15 protein-coding genes are annotated in these 19507 nt (G+C 68.0%); 9 read left to right on the top strand and 6 right to left on the bottom strand.

Features of this window, described 5'->3' with window-relative positions; genetic code table 11:
* Positions 1 to 21: 21 nt before the first annotated feature.
* The 5 genes from ACP26O_RS03340 to proC all read left to right on the top strand — a co-directional run bounded on the left by ACP26O_RS03340 (position 22) and on the right by proC (position 5996).
* Entirely contained in the window at positions 22 to 1515 is a 1494-nt protein-coding gene (locus ACP26O_RS03340; RefSeq protein ID WP_011656020.1) for an FAD-linked oxidase C-terminal domain-containing protein, read from the top strand.
* Between the two features lie 184 nt (positions 1516 to 1699).
* Positions 1700 to 2788, top strand: a complete 1089-nt coding sequence (gene glcE, locus ACP26O_RS03335; protein WP_175665286.1) for a glycolate oxidase subunit GlcE — start codon at positions 1700 to 1702, stop codon at positions 2786 to 2788.
* A gap of 285 nt (positions 2789 to 3073) precedes the next feature.
* Positions 3074 to 4300 (top strand): glycolate oxidase subunit GlcF, encoded by a 1227-nt coding sequence (gene glcF, locus ACP26O_RS03330; protein WP_426356291.1) that lies wholly within the window; start codon positions 3074 to 3076, stop codon positions 4298 to 4300.
* A 134-nt stretch (positions 4301 to 4434) separates the two neighbouring features.
* Positions 4435 to 5133, top strand: a complete 699-nt coding sequence (locus ACP26O_RS03325) for a YggS family pyridoxal phosphate-dependent enzyme (protein ID WP_175665288.1) — start codon at positions 4435 to 4437, stop codon at positions 5131 to 5133.
* Positions 5134 to 5183: 50 nt separating this feature from the next.
* A complete protein-coding gene (gene proC, locus ACP26O_RS03320; protein WP_175665289.1) occupies positions 5184 to 5996 on the top strand; it encodes a pyrroline-5-carboxylate reductase in 813 nt (270 codons plus the stop codon).
* 92 nt (positions 5997 to 6088) lie between these two features.
* Here proC and ubiA read toward each other — a convergent pair whose 3' ends face one another.
* From ubiA to recG, 6 genes are all read right to left on the bottom strand, one after another.
* Complete coding sequence (ubiA, locus tag ACP26O_RS03315; protein WP_011656015.1) at positions 6089 to 6961, bottom strand: 4-hydroxybenzoate octaprenyltransferase; 873 nt, start codon at positions 6959 to 6961, stop codon at positions 6089 to 6091.
* 277 nt (positions 6962 to 7238) lie between these two features.
* Positions 7239 to 7727 (bottom strand): non-specific DNA-binding protein DpsA, encoded by a 489-nt coding sequence (gene dpsA / locus ACP26O_RS03310; RefSeq protein ID WP_011656014.1) that lies wholly within the window; start codon positions 7725 to 7727, stop codon positions 7239 to 7241.
* A gap of 117 nt (positions 7728 to 7844) precedes the next feature.
* Entirely contained in the window at positions 7845 to 8018 is a 174-nt protein-coding gene (locus tag ACP26O_RS03305; RefSeq protein ID WP_175665290.1) for a hypothetical protein, read from the bottom strand.
* 104 nt (positions 8019 to 8122) lie between these two features.
* Positions 8123 to 10309 (bottom strand): catalase/peroxidase HPI, encoded by a 2187-nt coding sequence (gene katG / locus ACP26O_RS03300; RefSeq protein ID WP_175665291.1) that lies wholly within the window; start codon positions 10307 to 10309, stop codon positions 8123 to 8125.
* A gap of 433 nt (positions 10310 to 10742) precedes the next feature.
* The gene (locus ACP26O_RS03295) at positions 10743 to 11702 is read right to left on the bottom strand and encodes a LysR substrate-binding domain-containing protein (RefSeq protein ID WP_012363132.1); all 960 of its coding nucleotides are present in this window, start codon (positions 11700 to 11702) and stop codon (positions 10743 to 10745) included.
* 136 nt (positions 11703 to 11838) lie between these two features.
* Positions 11839 to 14196, bottom strand: a complete 2358-nt coding sequence (gene recG, locus ACP26O_RS03290; protein ID WP_175665292.1) for an ATP-dependent DNA helicase RecG — start codon at positions 14194 to 14196, stop codon at positions 11839 to 11841.
* Between the two features lie 167 nt (positions 14197 to 14363).
* Here recG and queA point away from each other — a divergent pair, with 167 nt between their 5' ends.
* From queA to secD, 4 genes are all read left to right on the top strand, one after another.
* Positions 14364 to 15431 (top strand): tRNA preQ1(34) S-adenosylmethionine ribosyltransferase-isomerase QueA, encoded by a 1068-nt coding sequence (gene queA, locus ACP26O_RS03285; protein WP_175665293.1) that lies wholly within the window; start codon positions 14364 to 14366, stop codon positions 15429 to 15431.
* Positions 15432 to 15591: 160 nt separating this feature from the next.
* Positions 15592 to 16779 carry a tRNA guanosine(34) transglycosylase Tgt gene (gene tgt, locus ACP26O_RS03280; RefSeq protein ID WP_011656008.1) on the top strand — a complete coding sequence of 396 codons (1188 nt, stop codon included), beginning with the start codon at positions 15592 to 15594 and terminating at the stop codon, positions 16777 to 16779.
* A 258-nt stretch (positions 16780 to 17037) separates the two neighbouring features.
* Complete coding sequence (yajC, locus tag ACP26O_RS03275; RefSeq protein ID WP_006476868.1) at positions 17038 to 17361, top strand: preprotein translocase subunit YajC; 324 nt, start codon at positions 17038 to 17040, stop codon at positions 17359 to 17361.
* Between the two features lie 118 nt (positions 17362 to 17479).
* Positions 17480 to 19501 (top strand): protein translocase subunit SecD, encoded by a 2022-nt coding sequence (secD, locus tag ACP26O_RS03270; RefSeq protein WP_426356290.1) that lies wholly within the window; start codon positions 17480 to 17482, stop codon positions 19499 to 19501.
* Positions 19502 to 19507: the final 6 nt, after the last annotated feature.

The following is a 19507-nucleotide window of genomic DNA, read 5'->3' as shown; positions in this document are numbered from 1 at the left end:
CGCGCGGCCGCAGGAGACCCAATGAACGCTTCCGTCGAACTGTCGAGCGCGACCCGCGCGCAGCGCCAGCGCGAAGTCGTGCAGGCGCTGATGGCCGTGCTGCCCACGCATTGCCTGCTGTTCCGCGACGAAGACACCGCGCCGTACGAATGCGACGGCCTGTCCGCGTACCGGCGGCTGCCCCTCGCGGTCGCGCTGCCCGAAACCGAATCGCAGGTGCAGCGGATCGTGCAGATCTGCCGCCGCATGGAAGTGCCGATCGTGCCGCGCGGCGCGGGCACGAGCCTGTCGGGCGGCGCGCTGCCGATCGGCAACGGCGTCGTGCTGTCGCTCGCGCGCTTCACGCGCATCGTCGAGGTCGATCCGTACGCGCGCACGGCCACCGTGCAGCCCGGCGTGCGCAACCTCGCGATTTCGGAAGCCGCCGCGCCTTACGGGCTGTACTACGCACCCGATCCTTCGTCGCAGATCGCGTGCACGATCGGCGGCAATGTCGCGGAAAATTCCGGCGGCGTCCACTGCCTGAAATACGGGCTGACCGTGCACAACGTGATGCGCGTGCGCGCGGTCACGATCGAGGGCGAGATCGTCGAATTCGGCTCGCTCGGCCTCGACACGCCGGGCCTCGACCTGCTCGCGGTGATGATCGGCAGCGAAGGGATGTTCGCGATCGTCACCGAGGTCACGTTGAAGCTGATCCCGAAACCGCAGACCGCGCAGCTCGTGATGGCGAGCTTCGACGATGTCGTGAAGGGCGGCGAGGCGGTCGCCGCGATCATCGCGTCGGGCATCATCCCGGCCGGGCTCGAGATGATGGACAAGCCGGCCACCCAGGCCGTCGAGGCGTTCACGCACGCGGGCTACGACCTCGACGCGAAGGCGATCCTGCTGTGCGAATCGGACGGCACGCCGGAGGAAGTCGCGGAGGAAGTCGTGCGCATGACGGCCGTGCTGCGCGAGCATGGCGCGACGCGCATCCAGGTGTCGCGCAACGAAAGCGAGCGCCTGCGCTACTGGTCGGGCCGCAAGAACGCGTTTCCGGCCGCCGGACGCATTTCCCCCGATTATTACTGCATGGACGGCACCGTGCCGCGCCGCGCGATCGGCCCGCTGCTCGCGCGCATCGAGCAGCTCGAGACGCAATACGGATTGCGTTGCATCAACGTGTTCCATGCCGGCGACGGCAACATGCATCCGCTGATCCTCTACAACGCGAACGATCCGGACGAGCTGCACCGCGCCGAGCAGTTCGGCGCGGAAATCCTCGAATGCTGCGTGGAATTCGGCGGCAGCGTGACGGGCGAGCACGGCGTCGGCATCGAAAAGCTCAATTCGATGTGCGTTCAGTTCTCGCCGCAGGAGCGCGACGCGTTCTTCGCGGTCAAGCGTGCGTTCGATCCGGCCGGGCTGCTCAATCCCGACAAGGGCATTCCGACCCGCGCGCGCTGCGCGGAATACGGCCGCCAGCACGTGCGCGGCGGGCTGCTGCCGCACCCCGACCTGCCGCGCTTCTGAGCAACGCGCGGCGGCGCGCCCCGTGCCGACGCGCGGGTCGCGACGTAGCGCCCTGCCCGCGCGCGGCCATCCGCGCGGCGGCGCCTGCATGCGTTCGTGATACGGGGCTTAGGGATAGTCGCGATGTGGATTCGCGCCACCCCGGTACAATCGACCGGACAACAAGACGAGATGGCAATAGAACATGGAAGAGGACGACATCGTCACCGGATGGGCCGAGCGCATCCGCGCCGCCAGTGCCGACGGCCGGCCGCTGCGGATTCGCGGCGGCGGTACCAAGGACTGGTACGGCCAGGCGCTGGACGGCGAAATACTCGACACACGCGCGTTGCAGGGCATCGTGTCGTACGACCCGGCCGAACTCGTCGTCACGGTCCGCGCGGGCACGCCGCTCGCGCAGCTTGAAACCGCCCTCACCGAGTGCGGCCAGATGCTGCCGTTCGAGCCGCCGCACTTCGGCCGCACGGCTACCGTCGGCGGCTGTATCGCGGCCGGCCTCGCGGGCCCGCGCCGCGCGACCTGCGGCGCGCCGCGCGATTTCGTGCTCGGCGTCACGCTGATGAACGGGCGCGGCGAGCTGCTGCGCTTCGGCGGCCAGGTCGTGAAGAACGTCGCCGGCTACGACGTGTCGCGGCTGATGGCCGGCTCGCTCGGCACGCTCGGGCTGATGCTCGAGCTGTCGATCAAGGTGCTGCCGGTGCCGGTCGCCGAAGTCACGCTGAAGTTCGAGATGACCGCGACCGACGCGGTGCGCAAGCTCAACGAATGGGGCGGCCATCCGCTGCCCGTCAGCGCGAGCGCGTGGCGCAACGGCACGCTGGTGCTGCGGCTGTCGGGCGCCGAGGCCGCCGTGAAATCGGCGAAGACGCTGCTCGGCGGCGAAGTCGTCGACGCGGTCGAGGCCGAGCGCTTCTGGGCCGGCCTGCGCGAGCATGCCGATCCGTTCTTCAACGGCATCCCGCCCGGCTATGCGCTATGGCGCCTCGCGCTGCCGTCGATCACCGAGCCGATGCACCTGCCCGGCACCCAGCTGATGGAATGGGGCGGCGCGCAGCGCTGGTGGATCACCGACGCCGATGCGCAGACGGTGCGCATGAGCGCGAAGCAGGCCGGCGGCCATGCGACGCTGTTCCGCGCGGGTGACTCGTACGACCGCAGCGCGGGCGTGTTCACGCCGCTGCCCGCGCCGCTGATGAAGATTCACCGCGGGCTGAAGGCTGCGTTCGATCCCGCACGCATCTTCAACCGCGGCCGGCTCTACCCCGAGCTTTAGGGTCTGTTTACCTATGGAACGCACATGCGAATGCCCGAAATCGCTCGTAGGGCAAGAAGTGAGGAGCGCCGTTTGGCCGAGCCAAACAAGTGACGACCGACGCCGCCATACGGGCGATTTCGGGCATTCCCGTGGAATGAATTTTTTAATTAGGGGTTGCCGCGAGAACGGCCGCTCGCCGCGTTGCGCACCTTGCGAATACTTCAGTATTCGCGGCGGCGCGCGCCTCGCGAGCGGCCGTTCTCGCGGCAACGCATGCGCGTTCCATAGGTAAACAGACCCTAAATGCAAACGAACCTCGCCGATTTCATCCGCAACACGCCCGACGGCGACGAGGCCGACGCGATCCTGCGCAAGTGCGTGCATTGCGGCTTCTGCACCGCGACGTGCCCGACCTACCAGTTGCTCGGCGACGAACTCGACGGCCCGCGCGGGCGCATCTACCTGATCAAGCAGATGGTCGAAGGCGCGCCCGTCACGCGCAGCACGCAGCAGCACCTCGATCGCTGCCTCACCTGCCGCAGCTGCGAGACGACCTGCCCGTCGGGCGTGCACTACCACACGCTCCTCGAGATCGGCCGCACGCAAGCCGAGACGCATGCGCAGCGCCCGGTGCAGCAGCGCATCCTGCGCCGCCTGCTCGCGAGCCTCGTGCCGAACGCGGCGCTGTTCTCGCCGGTCATGCGGCTCGGCCAGCACGTGCGGCCGCTGTTGCCGAAACGGCTGCGCGACAAGGTACCGCCGCGCCAGCGGCTGCTCGAATGGCCGCAGCGCACGCATCCGCGCAAGATGCTGATGCTCGGCGGCTGCGTGCAGCCGTCGATGCTGCCGAACATCAACATCGCGACCGCGCGCGTGCTCGACGCACTCGGCGTCGAGACGATCGTCGCGCCCGACGCGGGCTGTTGCGGCGCGATCCGCCTGCACCTGAACTATCACGACGAAGCGCTCGCCGACGCACGCCGCAACATCGACGCGTGGTGGCCGTATATCGAGCAAGGTGCCGAAGCGATCGTCATGAACGCATCGGGCTGCGGCGCGACGGTGCTCGAATATGCGCACCTGCTGCGTGACGATCCGGCCTATGCGGAAAGAGCGCAGCGCATCGTCGCGCTGACGCGCGACATCTCCGACGTGCTGCTCGCGTTCGAGGCCGAGATCGCGACGCTCGCGCGACGCCGCGCGATCCATACCGTCGCGTACCACCCGCCATGCACGCTGCAGCACGGCCAGCAATCGCGCGGCAAGGTCGAAAGCATCCTCGCGGCGGCTCGGCTTCGATCTGCGACTGTCGCCGACAGCCACCTGTGCTGCGGGTCGGCCGGCACCTATTCGCTGACGCAGCCGTCGCTGTCGTACCGGCTGCGCAAGCAGAAGCTGCTGAAGCTGCAGGCACTCGAGCCGCAGATGATCGTGTCCGGCAACGTCGGCTGCATCGCGCACCTGCAGAGCGGCACGCAGATTCCGGTCGCGCACTGGATCCAGCTCGTCGAGCATCTGCTGTACGGCTAGCGCGGCGCCGGCCCGGCCGGTCGCGCACGGCATCGCGTCCGTATAATGGGCGAATCGATGCGGCGCGCACCGTGCCGCATCCGCCGCTACGTCCGCAGTGGTATCCGCTTCTCGTGCCTGCTTCCGTGCCCGTCATGTCCGATTTCGCCGCCCGTCTCGACTCCGTTCACCGCCGCATCGCCGACGCCGCCCGCGCGGCCGGCCGCGATCCCGCCACCGTCTCGCTGCTCGCCGTGTCGAAGACGTTTCCCGCCGACGACGTGCGCGCCGCGCATGCGGCCGGACAACGCGCGTTCGGCGAAAACTACGTGCAGGAATCGATCGACAAGATCGACGCGCTCGCGGATCTGCGCACCGGGCTCGAATGGCATTTCATCGGGCCGCTGCAATCGAACAAGACGCGCCCGGTGGCCGAGCGGTTCGACTGGGTCCATTCGGTCGACCGGCTGAAGATCGCGCAGCGCCTCGCCGAACAGCGCCCCGCGCACCTGCCGCCGCTCAACGTGTGCGTGCAGGTGAACATCAGCGGCGAGGCGTCCAAGAGCGGCGTCGCGCCGGCCGACGTGGCCGAGGTCGCGCGCGCGGTCACCGCGCTGCCGACGCTGCGCCTGCGCGGCCTGATGGCGATTCCCGAACCGGCCGGCGATACCGACGCGCAGCGCGCGCCGCATCGTGCGCTGCGTGCGCTGTTCGATACGCTGCGCGCCGACGGCCTGCCGCTCGACACATTGTCGATGGGCATGTCCGCCGATCTCGAGGCCGCAGTGCTCGAAGGCGCGACGATCGTGCGCGTCGGCACCGCGCTGTTCGGCGCACGCGACTATTCGCACTGAGCGCCTCCCCTGTTCCGCCTTTCCGTTCACTCTTCTGCTCAATCGACATCATGAAAATCGCATTCATCGGCGGCGGCAACATGGCCGCGGCCCTGATCGGCGGCCTGATCAAGCGCGGCGTCGCCGCTGACGGCCTGTATGCCATCGACGTCAACGAGGACGTCCGCGCGCGCGCCGCGCAGCAATTCGGCATCCGCACCGGCGCGGCCGTCGACGGGACGCTCGCCGGCTACGACGCGATCGTGCTGGCGGTGAAACCGCAGGTACTGAAGGACGTCGCGCAGGCGCTCGCCCCGCATCTGAAGTCGCAACTCGTGATCAGCATCGCGGCCGGCATCCGCGGCACCGACCTCGCCCGCTGGCTCGGCGACTACGCGCGCGTCGTGCGCACGATGCCGAACACGCCCGCGCTGGTCGGCATGGGCGTGACGGGCCTCGCCGCGCTGCCGGGCGTCGACGCGGCCGGTCGCGAGCTCGCGTCGAACGTGCTCGGCGCGGTCGGCGAGATCGTCTGGTTCGACGACGAAGCGCAGCTCGATGCCGTCACCGCGATCTCGGGCAGCGGCCCGGCCTACGTGTTCTATTTCATCGAAGCGCTGCAGGAAGCCGCGCGCCGCCTCGGCATGAACGACGAACAGGGCCGCGCGCTCGCGGTCGCGACGTTCGCGGGTGCCGCGCAGCTCGCCGCGCAATCGGGCGAACCGGCGAGCGTGCTGCGCGAGCGCGTGACGTCGAAGGGCGGCACGACGGCCGCCGCGCTCGCGTCGTTCGACGCGCAGGGCGTGAAGGAAGCGATCGTGCGCGGCGCGCTGGCCGCCGAGGCACGCGCGAAGGAAATGGGTGACGAGCTCGGCCGCGCGTAAGCGCGGCACGCTGCGCCGGGCTTCCGGCACCGGCAACAAAAAAGCGGCCTCGGCCGCTTTTTTGTTGGCATCGCGCGCCGGGCGCGACCGCTTCAGTTGCCTGCCGTGCCCGCCAGCAGGTAGTGCGCGGCGATCCCCGCGAACAGCACGCCGCCGAGCCAGTTGTTGTGCCGGAACGCCGCGAAGCACGGCATCCGCTCGCGGTCCTTGATCAGCGTGTAGTGATACAGCGCGCAACCAACGGCCGCGGCCCAGCCGGCCCAGTACGCGAGGCCGAAGCCGAGCGTCACGCCGATCCACACATAGATGCCGAGCGTCGCCGCATAGCAGAGCATGACGGCCGCGACGTCGAAGCGGCCGAACGTCAGCGCGGACGTGCGAATGCCGATCTTGATGTCGTCGTCGCGGTCGACCATCGCGTATTCGGTGTCGTACGCGACCGACCAGAAGATGTTCGCGATCAGCATCACCCACGCGAGCATCGGCACCGTGTCCTGCACGGCCGCGAACGCCATCGGGATGCCGAAGCCGAACGCGATGCCGAGATACGCCTGCGGAATCGCGAAGAAACGCTTCATGAACGGATACGAGCCCGCGACGAACAGCGCGACGACCGACAGCTCTTTCGTCAGCGTATTGAGCGGCTGGATCAGCAGGAACGAGATGAAGGCCAGCACCACCGCGATCGCGACGGCTTCCCATGCGCGGATCTTGCCGGACGTCAGCGGCCGGTCGGCCGTGCGCTTCACGTGACGGTCGAAATCGCGGTCGGCATAGTCGTTCATCGCGCAGCCGGCCGAGCGCATCAGCAGCGTGCCGAGCACGAAGATCGCGAGCAGCGGCCAGCGCGGATGGCCATCCGACGCGATCCACAGTGCGTTGAGCGTCGGCCAGAGCAGCAGCAGGCTGCCGATCGGCTTGTCCATCCGGACGAGCCGCAGATACAGGGGGAAGCGGGCAAGCATGGCGAAGCACCGGGAAGATAACCCCGGCATTTTAGAGCCGAGCGGCGGGTCACGTCATGTCGGGCAGGCCCGCGACGGGGGCCCCGACCCGCGCGCCGGCCGCCCGGGCCCGCTGCAGGCGGGCCGGGCAGTCCGCGCGTCAATCAAGGGACAGATGCGTGGCAGGCGCGTACCGCGCTATCGCCGGAATTCGATCCGATGCGGGCGACGCGGCCCCGGCTCGGCGTCGGACACCCGCTCACGCCGGCCGCGCGGCGCGCGACCGGCCGCACCGGACTTACGCGAGCAGCGACCGCAGCATCCACGCGGTCTTTTCATGCGTCTGCAGACGCTGCGTCAGCAGGTCGGCGGTCGGTTCGTCGCTCGCCGCGTCGGCGATCGGGAAGATTTCGCGCGCGGTGCGCACGACGGTCTCGTGCCCTTCGACGAGCTGGCGGATCATCTCTTCGGCCGCCGGCACGCCGTTCGCCTCCGGCACCGACGACAGCTTCGCGAAATCGCCGAACGTGCCCGGCGCGACGACGCCGAGCGTGCGAATGCGCTCGGCGACCTGGTCGACCGCGAGCCACAGTTCGTTGTACTGCTCTTCGAACATCAGGTGCAGCGTGTTGAACATCGGGCCCGTGACGTTCCAGTGGAAGTTGTGGGTCTTCAGGTACAGCGAAAACGTATCGGCCAGCAGCCGCGACAGGCCGTCCGCGATTTTCTTGCGGTCCTTGTCGCTGATGCCGATGTTGATCTGCGTGGCGTTACCTTTCTTGGCCATCTTCGGGACTCCTCATTCGAAATGTTGAACCGGCGAAAATGCGGCGAGCAACCGGCATGCCGCCGCGCGGCGTCCGTCGCCACGTGCCAGTCTAGCGCGGCGAGCGAATCGCTGCGCTCAGCCGCCGGCACTCGAGACGAGCGGCGCGAGCGCGTGCAGCGCCTGCGCGACCAGCTCGGCCGCACCGCCGACGACGATCGCGAATCCGACGATGTGCCGCGCCAGCCCGCCCGGCGTGCGCAGCTCGGGCGCCGCGAGGGCGGCGCGCATGTTCAGCACGATTTGCGTCATGGTCGTCACTCCTTCGACAAGACCTTGAATCGGAAGAAAAAACGGCCGGTCGTGCGACCGGCCGCTGCACGTTGCAACGTGACTGCGCTAGCGCGTCACGACGTTCACGCGAGGTCGAAACGGTCGAGGTTCATCACCTTGTCCCAGGCCGCGACGAAATCGCGCACGAACTTCTCGTTCGCGTCCGCGCTGCCGTACACCTCGGCCAGCGCGCGCAACTGCGAGTGCGAACCGAAGATCAGGTCGACGCGCGTGCCGGTCCACTTGACCTGGCCCGTCGCACGATCGCGCCCTTCGAACACGTCGTTCGCGGCCGACACTGGCTTCCACTCCGTGCCCATGTCGAGCAGGTTCACGAAGAAGTCGTTCGACAGCGTGCCCGGACGATCGGTGAACACGCCGTGCTTCACATCGCCGACGTTCGCGCCGAGCACTCGCAGGCCGCCGACGAGCACCGTCAGCTCCGGCCCGTTCAGCGTCAGCAGCTGGGCCTTGTCGACCAGCAGCGCCTCGGCCGGCGTCTTGTACGCGCTCTTCAGGTAGTTGCGGAAACCGTCCGCAACCGGCTCGAGCACGGCCATCGCGTCAACGTCCGTCTGCTCCTGCGACGCGTCCATCCGGCCCGGTGCAAACGGCACCGTCACCGCGACACCGGCGTTCTTCGCGGCCTGTTCGACGCCGGCCGCACCGGCCAGCACGATCAGATCGGCGAGCGACACCTTCTTGCCGCCCGTCTGCGCATCGTTGAACGCCTTGCGCACGCCTTCGAGCGTCTCGAGCACCGTGGCGAGTGCGGCCGGCTGGTTCACTTCCCAGTCCTTCTGCGGCGCCAGGCGGATGCGCGCACCGTTCGCGCCGCCGCGCTTGTCGGAACCCCGGAACGTCGAGGCCGACGCCCACGCGGTCGACACGAGCTGCGCGACCGACAGGCCCGACGCGAGCACCTTCGCCTTCAGCGCCGCGACGTCCGCGTCATCGATCAGCGGGTGATCGACGGCCGGGATCGGGTCCTGCCACAGCAGTTCCTCGGCCGGCACTTCCGGGCCGAGATAGCGCGCACGCGGACCCATGTCGCGGTGCGTGAGCTTGAACCAGGCGCGCGCGAACGCGTCGGCAAACTCGGCCGGGTTCTCGTAGAAGCGGCGCGAGATCTTCTCGTAGGCCGGATCGAAACGCAGCGACAGGTCGGTCGTCAGCATCGTCGGGCGATGCTTCTTCGACGCGTCGAACGCATCCGGAATCACTTCGTCCGCGCCCTTCGCGACCCACTGGTGCGCGCCGGCCGGGCTCTTCGTCAGTTCCCATTCGTAGCTGAACAGGTGCTTGAAGAAGTCGTGGCTCCACTTCGTCGGCGTCGACGTCCACGTGACTTCGAGGCCGCTGGTGATCGCATCGTGGCCCTTGCCCGATGCATACGCGCTCTTCCAGCCGAGACCCTGCTGCTCGATGCCCGCCGCTTCCGGCTCCGCACCGACGTCCGTCGCGGGGCCCGCGCCGTGCGTCTTGCCGAACGTGTGGCCGCCGGCGATCAGCGCGACCGTCTCTTCGTCGTTCATCGCCATCCGCGCGAACGTGTCGCGGATGTCGCGTGCCGCCGCGACCGGGTCGGGGTTGCCGTCCGGGCCTTCCGGGTTCACGTAGATGAGGCCCATCTGCACGGCCGCGAGCGGGTTCTCGAGATCACGGTCGCCCGAGTAACGGCTGTTCGGGCCGCCGCTCAGTTCCAGCCAGATCTTTTCCGAACCCCAGTAGACGTCGTCCGGTTCCCACGTGTCGGCACGGCCGCCCGCGTAGCCGAAGGTCTTGAAGCCCATCGATTCGAGCGCGACGTTGCCGGTCAGGATCAGCAGGTCGGCCCACGAGATGTTGCGGCCGTACTTCTGCTTGATCGGCCACAGCAGCCGGCGCGCCTTGTCGAGGTTCGCGTTGTCCGGCCAGCTGTTCAGCGGCGCGAAGCGCTGCTGCCCGCCGCCCGCGCCGCCGCGGCCGTCGGCGATCCGGTACGTGCCGGCGCTATGCCAGGCCATCCGGACGAACAGGCCGCCGTAGTGGCCGAAGTCTGCCGGCCACCAGTCCTGCGACGTCGTCATCAGCGCCTGCAGGTCGCGCTTCACCGCCGCGAGGTCCAGCTTCTTGAATGCTTGTGCGTAGTCGAAATCCTTGTCCATCGGATCGGACAGCGCCGAGTGCCGGTGCAGGATGTTCAGGTTCAGCTGGTTCGGCCACCAGTCCTTGTTCGACGTGCCGCCGGCCGCCGTGTGGTTGAACGGACATTTCGCTTCGGTCGACATGCTTTTCTCCTTTATTTGCTCGTAAGCCCCCACTTGCCGGGCGCGGTTCGTGGAGCATTGCGGGGGATGAAACGGGAATCTGGGGCACCGGAGCGGCGTGCGGCGGCACTCATCCGCCGTAGACACGATCCGCCAGGTATGCGAACGCAATCGGGCGCAGGCTGCGGGTCGCCGCCCTCGCACGATTCAGGACTTCATCGCGCGACGGGATGTTCCGTTGCGCGTGCTGCAATACCGACCGCATCATGACATCCTCCTTTGACGCTTGCATTGACGGTGCGAATCGGGCTGGCGAGCCGACGCCGATCCATGTAGAAGAGTGTATCGATATCTATCGACTTTTGTAATTTAATAAAAATAATCTATGCGATAGGCAAAAATAAACGGGGTCGCAAGCCCCGTTCATCATGCGGTCACGTATGCCGCCGTGCGTTCAGTTCATCGTCGCCGGCATGTCGAGCTTCGCGACGCCCGGCAGGTCGCACGCGGCGATCGCGTCGCTGATCGCGTCGATCGCCGGCATCCGCGTGAAGCTCTTGCGCCACACCAGCACGACGCGGCGATCGGGCACCGGTTCGTTGAACGGCACGTACGACAGCAGTTCGGCGTCGGGGCCGTTCGCGCGCGGGCCGATCTCGGCGACCGACATCCGCGGCAGCACCGTGATGCCGACCCCGCTCGCGACCATATGGCGAATCGTTTCGAGCGACGAGCCCTCGAAGGTCTTCTGGATGCCGTCGGCTGTTTGCGAGAAGCGCATCAGTTCCGGGCACACGCCGAGCACGTGATCGCGGAAGCAGTGGCCGTTGCCGAGCAGCAGCATGGTTTCCTGCTTGAGATCCTCGGCGTCGATCTCGTCGCGCTTCTCCCACGGATGGCCGGCCGGCAATGCGACGACGAACGGCTCGTCGTACAGCGGCCGCACCATCAGGCCGGTTTCGGGAAACGGCAGCGCCATGATCGCGGCGTCGATCTCGCCCTGCTTCAGCAGTTCGAGCAGCTTCAGCGTGTAGTTCTCCTGCAGCATCAAAGGCATCTGCGGCACACGCTGGATCATCTGCTTGACGAGCGTCGGCAGCAGATACGGCCCGATCGTATAGATCACGCCGAGCCGGAACGGGCCGACGAGCGGGTCCTTGCCCTGCTTCGCGATCTCCTTGATCGCGAAGGTCTGCTCGAGCACGCGCTGCGCCTGCGTGACGATCTGGTCGCCGATCGGGGTCACGCTCACTTCACTCGCGCCGCGCTCGAAAATCTGCACGTTCAGCTCGTCTTCCAGCTTCTTGATCGCCACCGAGAGGGTCGGCTGGCTCACGAAGCAGGCTTCGGCGGCGCGACCGAAATGCCGCTCGCGCGCGACCGCGACGATGTATTTCAGTTCAGTCAGGGTCATTGTGGGTCAATCAGATATATACAGGCGATAGGTTTAATTTATACACCCACTGGGACCGATTCGCCAAGTTTCTCAGTATTGCAATGCGCCGGAGCGCGGCGAATTTCGATTTCGGGTCCAGCCCTCAATGCGTCGATCACGCCTTCAGATATTGCTCCCGCGCGCCGAGCCAGCGGGCGAGATGCTGCGTGACCACGTCGGGATACGCGGCGATCAGTCGCGCCGCCGCGTCGCGGGCCGGGTCGATCAGCCAGCCGTCGGTCTCGAGGTTCGCGAAGCGCAGCATCGCCGCGCCCGACTGGCGCGCGCCGAGGAATTCGCCGGGGCCGCGGATCTCGAGGTCGCGCCGCGCGATCTCGAAGCCGTCGGTCGTCTCGCGCATCGTCTTCAGCCGCTCGCGACCGGTGAGCGACAGCGGGCCCGTGTACAGCAGCACGCACACCGACGCCGCGGTGCCGCGCCCGACCCGGCCGCGCAACTGGTGCAGCTGCGCGAGGCCGAAGCGCTCCGCGTGCTCGATCACCATCAGCGACGCGTTCGGCACGTCGACGCCGACCTCGATCACGGTCGTCGCGACGAGCAACTGCACCTCGTTGCGCGTGAAGGCTTCCATCACGGCCGCCTTGTCGGCCGGCGACAGCCTGCCGTGCACGAGCCCGACCTTCAACTCGGGCAGGGCCGCGGCCAGCGTCTCGTAGGTTTCGACGGCCGTCTGCAACTGCAGCGTCTCGCTCTCCTCGATCAGCGGACACACCCAGTACACCTGGCGGCCGGTCAGCGCGGCCTCGCGCACGCGCGCGATCACCTCCTCGCGCCGCGCGTCGCCGACGAGGCGCGTCAGCACCGGCGTGCGGCCCGGCGGCAGCTCGTCGATCGTCGACACCTCGAGATCCGCGTAATACGTCATCGCGAGCGTGCGCGGGATCGGCGTGGCCGACATCATCAGCTGGTGCGGCTGGAAATCGCGCGCGCCGTTGGCCGCGTTCGCGGCCTTCGCCCGCAGCGCGAGACGCTGCTCGACGCCGAAGCGGTGCTGCTCGTCGACGATCACGAGGCCGAGCCGCGCGAATTCGACCGTGTCCTGGATGATCGCGTGCGTGCCGATCACGAGCTGCGCGGTGCCGAGCGCCGCGGCCTCGATCGCCGCGCGCTTCTCCTTCGCCTTCAGGCTGCCCGCGAGCCATGCGACCGACACGCCGAGCGGCTCGAGCCACGCGCGCAGCTTGCGGGCGTGCTGTTCCGCGAGGATTTCGGTCGGCGCCATCAGCGCGGCCTGATAGCCGGCATCGATCGCCTGCGTCGCGGCCAGCGCGGCGACGACCGTCTTGCCGCTGCCGACATCGCCCTGCAACAGCCGCTGCATCGGGTGCGGGAGCGTGAGGTCGTGCGCGATCTCGTCGACGACGCGCGCCTGCGCGCCCGTCAGCGTGAACGGCAGCGCCGCGTAGAGGCGCGTCGTCAGCGCGTCGGCATCGGTCGCGGCGCGGCGCGGCATCGCGGGCGCCGTGCGCGTGCGGCGCTCCTCGTGCGCGCGCTTGAGCGACAGCTGCTGCGCGAGCAGCTCCTCGAACTTGATGCGCGTCCACGCCGGATGCGAGCCGTCCATCAGTGCGGCTTCGTCGGAATCGACGCCCGGGTGATGCAGGATCCGCACGGCCTGCGCGAGCGTCGGCACGCCGAGCGGCTTCAGGTAGTCGCGCTCGATCTCGGGCGGCAGCAGCTCGGGCAGCGGCGTGCGCTCCACCGCGTTCTCGATCGCCTTGCGCAGATACGCCTGCGACACGCCCGCCGTGCTCGGATAGACGGGCGTGAGCACCTGCGGCAGCGGCGCATCGGCTTCGACCACGCGCACGGCCGGATGCACCATCTCCATCCCGAAGAAGCCGCCGCGCACATCGCCGCGCACGCGCAGCCGCTGGCCGACGGCCATCTGCTTGACCTGCGAGCCGTAGAAATTCAGGAAGCGCAGCACGAGCTGCTCGCCGTCGTCGTCCTGGATCTTCACGACGAGCTGGCGGCGCGGCCGGTACGCGACCTCGTTGTCGAACACGACGCCTTCGGTCTGCGCGATGCCGCCCGGCAGCAGTTCGCCGATCGGCGTGAGCGTGGTTTCGTCCTCGTAGCGCATCGGCAGATGCAGCACGAGATCGATCGAGCGCGTGAGGCCGAGCTTCGCGAGCTTGTCGGCGGTCTTCACGGGTTTGTCGGCGGCCGGCTTCTTCTTGCGCTTCGCGCCGGATGCATCGGATGCGCCCGACGCCGCCGCAACGCCCGCTTCGTCGCTGCCGGCGCCCGGTTCGACGTCGGGCGCGGCGGCGGCCGGTTGCGCGAGCCGCCCGTCGGCGCCGCGCTTCGGGCCCGCGCGCTTCGGCGCCGCGCGCGCGTCGGAGTCGCGCTCCCCCGCGCTTCGCGCGGGTAACGCGGCATCGTCCGCGTCGAACGGATCGGCGGAATCGGCAATGGCAGCGGAGGAACGGCGTGGTGACACAGGCATCGGATCGTCTGGGTGCTTCGCAAGGCAAGTACAATAGCGGCTTTCACGTCGTCCGAACGAACGACGCCGGCCAGGCCGCGCATCCCGCCATCATAGCGGCTTGCGCGCCCCATTCATGCGTTTCCGCCTTGTGGGCGGCGCCCGCCGGCCGTTTCGAACCAGCCCGCATGTTCACGCTTTCCGATTTCGATTTCAATCTGCCGCCCGAGCTGATTGCGCAAACCGCGCTGCCCGAGCGCACCGCGAGCCGCCTGCTCGAGGTCGACCGCACCGTCGAGCCCGCGCGCCTCGTCGACCGCAACTTCGCCGAGCTGCCGTCGTGCATCGCGCCCGGCGACCTGCTCGTGTTCAACGATACCAGGGTGCTGAAGGCGCGTTTCTTCGGCCAGAAGGCCAGCGGCGGCAAGATCGAGGTGCTGATCGAGCGCGTGACCGGCACGCATACGGCGCTCGCGCAGATCCGCGCGAGCAAGTCGCCGGGCGCCGGCACGACGCTGCGCCTCGCCGACGCGTTCGACGTGACGGTCGGCGAGCGCGTCGAACCGTTCTTCACGCTGCACTTCCCGCAGCCGTGCCTCACGCTGATCGAGCAGCACGGCCGCCTGCCGCTGCCGCCGTACATCGAGCACGACGCCGACGCGAACGACGAGACGCGCTACCAGACCGTCTATGCGAGCAACCCGGGCGCGGTCGCGGCGCCCACCGCCGGGCTCCATTTCGACCTGCCGCTGCTCGAGAAGCTCGACGCGATGGGCGTCGAGCGCGCGACGCTGACGCTGCACGTGGGCGCCGGCACGTTCCAGCCGGTGCGCGTCGAGAACATCGCCGAGCACCGGATGCACAGCGAGTGGTACGACCTGCCGCAGTCGCTCGTCGACAAGATCGCCGCCACGCGCGCGCGCGGCGGCAACGTAATCGCGGTCGGCACGACGTCGATGCGCGCGCTCGAAGCCGCGGCGCGCAGCGCCGACGAAGCGGGCCGCCCGCTCGCGGCGACGCAGGCCGAAACCGACATCTTCATCACGCCCGGCTACCGCTTCCGGGTCGTCGACCGGCTCGTCACGAACTTCCACCTGCCGAAGTCGACGCTGCTGATGCTGGTGTCCGCGTTCGCGGGCGTCGAGACGATCCGCGCCGCCTACCGGCACGCGATCGACCAACGCTACCGCTTCTTCAGCTACGGCGACGCGATGCTGCTCACGCGGCGCGACACGCCGGAGGCGCCCCAAGCATAAGCGCGGCGGGCGCGACGGTTTCGCACCGCATGCCCGTCGCACCTGCGATTTCCCGCTGTGCGCGCCACGCTGGCCCGCACCCGCTTTTCCTGCCGCCGGATTCCCGGCGGCCTGTCCAACATGCGCCGGACTGTTTTCCGGTGGCAAGGAGAATGACGCGATGACCGAAGGTTCATCCCACGATACGCACGCGCCCGTGCAGGAACGCCCGGCCAACGGGCTCGAATTCGAACTGCTGACGACCGACGGCCATGCACGCCGCGGCCGCGTGAAGCTCAACCACGGCGTGGTCGAGACGCCGATCTTCATGCCGGTCGGCACGTACGGCACCGTGAAGGCGATCCAGCCGCGCGAGCTGCACGAGATCAAGGCCCAGATCATCCTCGGCAACACGTTCCACCTGTGGCTGCGCCCGGGCCTCGACACGATCGACGCGCACGGCGGCCTGCACGGCTTCATGGGCTGGAACAAGCCGATCCTGACCGACTCGGGCGGCTTCCAGGTGTTCTCGCTCGGCGACCTGCGCAAGATCACCGAGGACGGCGTCACGTTCGCGTCGCCGATCAACGGCGACAAGCTGTTCCTGTCGCCGGAAGTGTCGATGCAGATCCAGAAGGTGCTGAACTCCGACATCGTGATGCAGTTCGACGAATGCACGCCGTACGCGACCAACGGCGTGCCGACGACGCACAAGGAAGCGGCCGACTCGATGCGCATGTCGCTGCGCTGGGCGAAGCGCTCGCTCGACGAGTTCGACCGGCTCGGCAATCCGAACGCCCTCTTCGGGATCGTCCAGGGCGGGATGTTCGAGGACCTGCGCGACGAATCGCTCGCAGGCCTGTCCGAGCTCGGCTTCCACGGCCTCGCGATCGGCGGGCTGTCGGTCGGCGAGCCGAAGGAAGACATGATGCGCGTGCTGCGGCACGTCGGCCCGAAGCTGCCGGCCAACAAGCCGCACTACCTGATGGGCGTCGGCACGCCGGAAGACCTGGTCGAGGGCGTCGCGAACGGCATCGACATGTTCGACTGCGTGATGCCGACCCGCAACGCGCGCAACGGCTGGCTGTTCACGCGCTTCGGCGACGTGAAGATCCGCAACGCGACGCACAAGAACTCGCTGAAGCCGCTCGATGCGAGCTGCGGCTGCTACACGTGCCAGAACTTCTCGCGCGGCTACCTGCATCACCTGCACCGTGTCGGCGAAATCCTCGGCGCGCAGCTCAACACGATCCACAACCTGCACTACTACCTGCAGCTGATGGGCGAGATCCGCGACGCGATCGAAACCCATACGTTCGACGCGTTCCGCCAGCGCTTCGCGGAGGATCGTGCGAGAGGGGTCGACTGACGCGGCCGGCTGCCCGCGCCGCTGCCCGCCCCGCTGCCCGCGCCGCCGCCTGTCACATCGGACACGTACTAAATAACGCGTTCCAGGTGCCGGTCGCGACCGCGAAACATTACAATTGCCTTTCCAAACAAGTTGCAACGGTGCGGGTTCATGCTTTAACAGCTTGATCCGAAAGCGCATTTCCCGCGCCGTTTGCGCATGGGGCCGGTGGTAGAATAACCGGCTTATTTTTCGATCTTCCCCTACGGAGAGACCAACGTGCCGTTCATTTCCAATGCCTTCGCGCAAGGCGCCGGTGGCGCCGAATCGAGCCTGATGAGCTTCCTGCCGCTCATCCTGATGTTCGCGGTGCTGTACTTCATCATGATCCGTCCGCAGATGAAGCGTCAGAAGGAACACCGCAACATGCTCGCGGCCATGGCGAAGGGCGACGAAGTCGTCACGAGCGGCGGCCTCGTCGGCAAGGTGACGAAGGTCACCGAAGGCTACATCGGCGTCGAAATCGCCGAAGGCACCGAAATCACCGTGCAGAAGGCCGCCGTCACGACCATTCTGCCGAAGGGCACGATCAAGTCGCTGTAAGGCTCGCTGTAAGGCTTTTACCGAGCGTCCGGCTCCCCGCGCCGTGCCCGCCTGAGAGAGCGGGCCGACGCGGCGCCGGACGCGACGCTTTCACGCCAACCACCCGTTCGGCCCCCTCATGAATCGTTATCCACTCTGGAAATATGTCGTGATGGTCGTGGCGCTCGCCATCGGCTTTCTGTACACATTGCCCAACTTCTTCGGCGAAGCGCCGGCGGTGCAGGTGTCGAGCGGCAAGGCCACGGTCAAGCTCGACTCGACCACGCTGACCCAGGTCGAATCCGCGCTCGCGTCCGCGCAGATCAAGCCGGACGACGTCACCTTCGAGAACACGGCGTCCAACGCGAACATCCGCGTGCGCCTGAAGGACACCGATACGCAGCTGCGCGTCAAGGACCTGCTGCAGAAATCGCTGAACGCCGACCCGAACGATCCGCAGTACGTCGTCGCACTGAACCTGCAGAGCGCGTCGCCGCGCTGGCTGACCGCATTGCACGCGCTGCCGATGTATCTCGGCCTCGACCTGCGCGGCGGTGTCCACTTCCTGCTCCAGGTCGACATGACGGGCGCGCTGACGAAGAAGCTCGACTCCGACGCATCCGACGCACGCGCGCTGCTGCGCGACCGGAACATCCGCGACGGCGGCGTGAGCCGCGTCGACCAGTCCGTCGTCGTCAACTTCAGCGATGCGCAAACGGCCGAAGACGCCCGCAAGGTGCTCGCTGCCTCCGTCACCGAACTGCAATGGGCGACCCAGCCCGGCGGCGGCGGCACGCAGGTCGTCGGCACGTTCACGCCGGCCGTGCAGAAGTCCGTCGAGGACGCCGCGCTCAAGCAGAACCTGACGACGCTCCACAACCGCGTGAACGAACTCGGCGTGTCCGAGCCGATCCTGCAGCAGCAGGGCAGCGACCGTATCGTCGTCGAGCTGCCGGGCGTGCAGGACACCGCGAAGGCGAAGGACATCATCGGCCGCACCGCGACGCTCGAGGCGCGCCTCGCCGATCCGATCAACACGCACCCGAACCCGAACGACCCCGTGCCGCCGGGCGAGGAGCTGTTCACGCAGGGCAACCAGGCGCCCGTGCTGCTGAAGAAGGAAGTAATCTTCACCGGCGACCGCATCATCGATGCGTCGGCCGGCTTCGACGAACACCAGCGTCCGTCGGTCAACATCCGCCTCGACTCGGCGGGCGGCCGCTCGGTGCGCGCGGTGTCGCGCGAGAACATCGGCAAGCCGATGGCGATGGTGCTGTTCGAGAAGGGCAAGGGCGAAGTGCTGACGGTCGCGACGATCCAGTCCGAGCTCGGCGACCGCTTCCAGATCACGGGCCAGCCGACGCCGCAGGCAGCGGCCGATCTCGCGCTGCTGCTGCGCGCCGGTTCGCTCGCCGCGCCGATGGACATCATCGAGGAACGCACAATCGGCCCGAGCCTCGGCGCGGACAACATCAAGATGGGCGTCCACTCGGTGATCTGGGGCTTCTGCGCGATCGCCGTGTTCATGGTCGCGTACTACATGCTGTTCGGCGTGATCTCGGTGATCGGCCTGTCGGTGAACCTGCTGCTGCTCGTCGCGGTGCTGTCGTTGATGCAGGCGACGCTGACGCTGCCGGGTATCGCGGCAATCGCGCTCGCGCTCGGCATGGCGATCGACTCGAACGTGCTGATCAACGAGCGCGTGCGTGAAGAACTGCGCGCCGGCCAGCCGCCGCAGCTCGCGATCCAGTCCGGCTACGCGCATGCGTGGGCGACGATTCTCGACTCGAACGTCACGACGCTGATCGCCGGCCTCGCGCTGCTCGCGTTCGGCTCGGGCCCGGTTCGCGCGTTCGCGATCGTGCACTGCCTCGGCATCCTGACGTCGATGTTCTCCGCGGTGTTCTTCTCGCGCGGGCTCGTCAACCTCTGGTACGGCGGCCGCAAGAAACTGAAGTCGCTCGCGATCGGCCAGGTGTGGAGGCCGGAAGGCGCCGCGGCCGGCGCGTCGTTCACCGCGGCCGACGAATCGACCGACACCGTGCGCGCCGCGAAGCTCGCCGCCCCCGCGAAGGGCAACGCCCCGCGCGCCGGCAAGCCGCAGCTGCGCAACCGCGCGCAGCAAGGCGTGTCGCCGAAGAAACCGGGCTCGACCCAATAAGGCCCC

Origin of the sequence: Burkholderia sp. R-40 (assembly GCF_049942845.1) — a bacterium.
GTDB lineage: Bacteria > Pseudomonadota > Gammaproteobacteria > Burkholderiales > Burkholderiaceae > Burkholderia > Burkholderia ambifaria.
The sequence above is the reverse complement of the archived record's forward strand: the minus strand, read 5'-3'. Positions and strand labels throughout refer to the sequence as shown.

Bases quoted from the DNA above. Each gene is read 5' to 3' on its own strand.
- ACP26O_RS03305 (WP_175665290.1), bottom strand. From the start codon at position 8,018: ATGACGCAAATCGTGCTGAACATGCGCGCCGCCCTCGCGGCGCCCGAG.
- ACP26O_RS03325 (WP_175665288.1), top strand. From the start codon at position 4,435: ATGTCCGATTTCGCCGCCCGTCTCGACTCCGTTCACCGCCGCATCGCC.
- katG (WP_175665291.1), bottom strand. From the start codon at position 10,309: ATGTCGACCGAAGCGAAATGTCCGTTCAACCACACGGCGGCCGGCGGC.
- queA (WP_175665293.1), top strand. From the start codon at position 14,364: ATGTTCACGCTTTCCGATTTCGATTTCAATCTGCCGCCCGAGCTGATT.
- tgt (WP_011656008.1), top strand. From the start codon at position 15,592: ATGACCGAAGGTTCATCCCACGATACGCACGCGCCCGTGCAGGAACGC.
- glcE (WP_175665286.1), top strand. From the start codon at position 1,700: ATGGAAGAGGACGACATCGTCACCGGATGGGCCGAGCGCATCCGCGCC.
- ACP26O_RS03340 (WP_011656020.1), top strand. From the start codon at position 22: ATGAACGCTTCCGTCGAACTGTCGAGCGCGACCCGCGCGCAGCGCCAG.
- recG (WP_175665292.1), bottom strand. From the start codon at position 14,196: ATGCCTGTGTCACCACGCCGTTCCTCCGCTGCCATTGCCGATTCCGCC.
- ACP26O_RS03295 (WP_012363132.1), bottom strand. From the start codon at position 11,702: ATGACCCTGACTGAACTGAAATACATCGTCGCGGTCGCGCGCGAGCGG.
- ubiA (WP_011656015.1), bottom strand. From the start codon at position 6,961: ATGCTTGCCCGCTTCCCCCTGTATCTGCGGCTCGTCCGGATGGACAAG.
- secD (WP_426356290.1), top strand. From the start codon at position 17,480: ATGAATCGTTATCCACTCTGGAAATATGTCGTGATGGTCGTGGCGCTC.
- glcF (WP_426356291.1), top strand. From the start codon at position 3,074: ATGCAAACGAACCTCGCCGATTTCATCCGCAACACGCCCGACGGCGAC.
- dpsA (WP_011656014.1), bottom strand. From the start codon at position 7,727: ATGGCCAAGAAAGGTAACGCCACGCAGATCAACATCGGCATCAGCGAC.
- proC (WP_175665289.1), top strand. From the start codon at position 5,184: ATGAAAATCGCATTCATCGGCGGCGGCAACATGGCCGCGGCCCTGATC.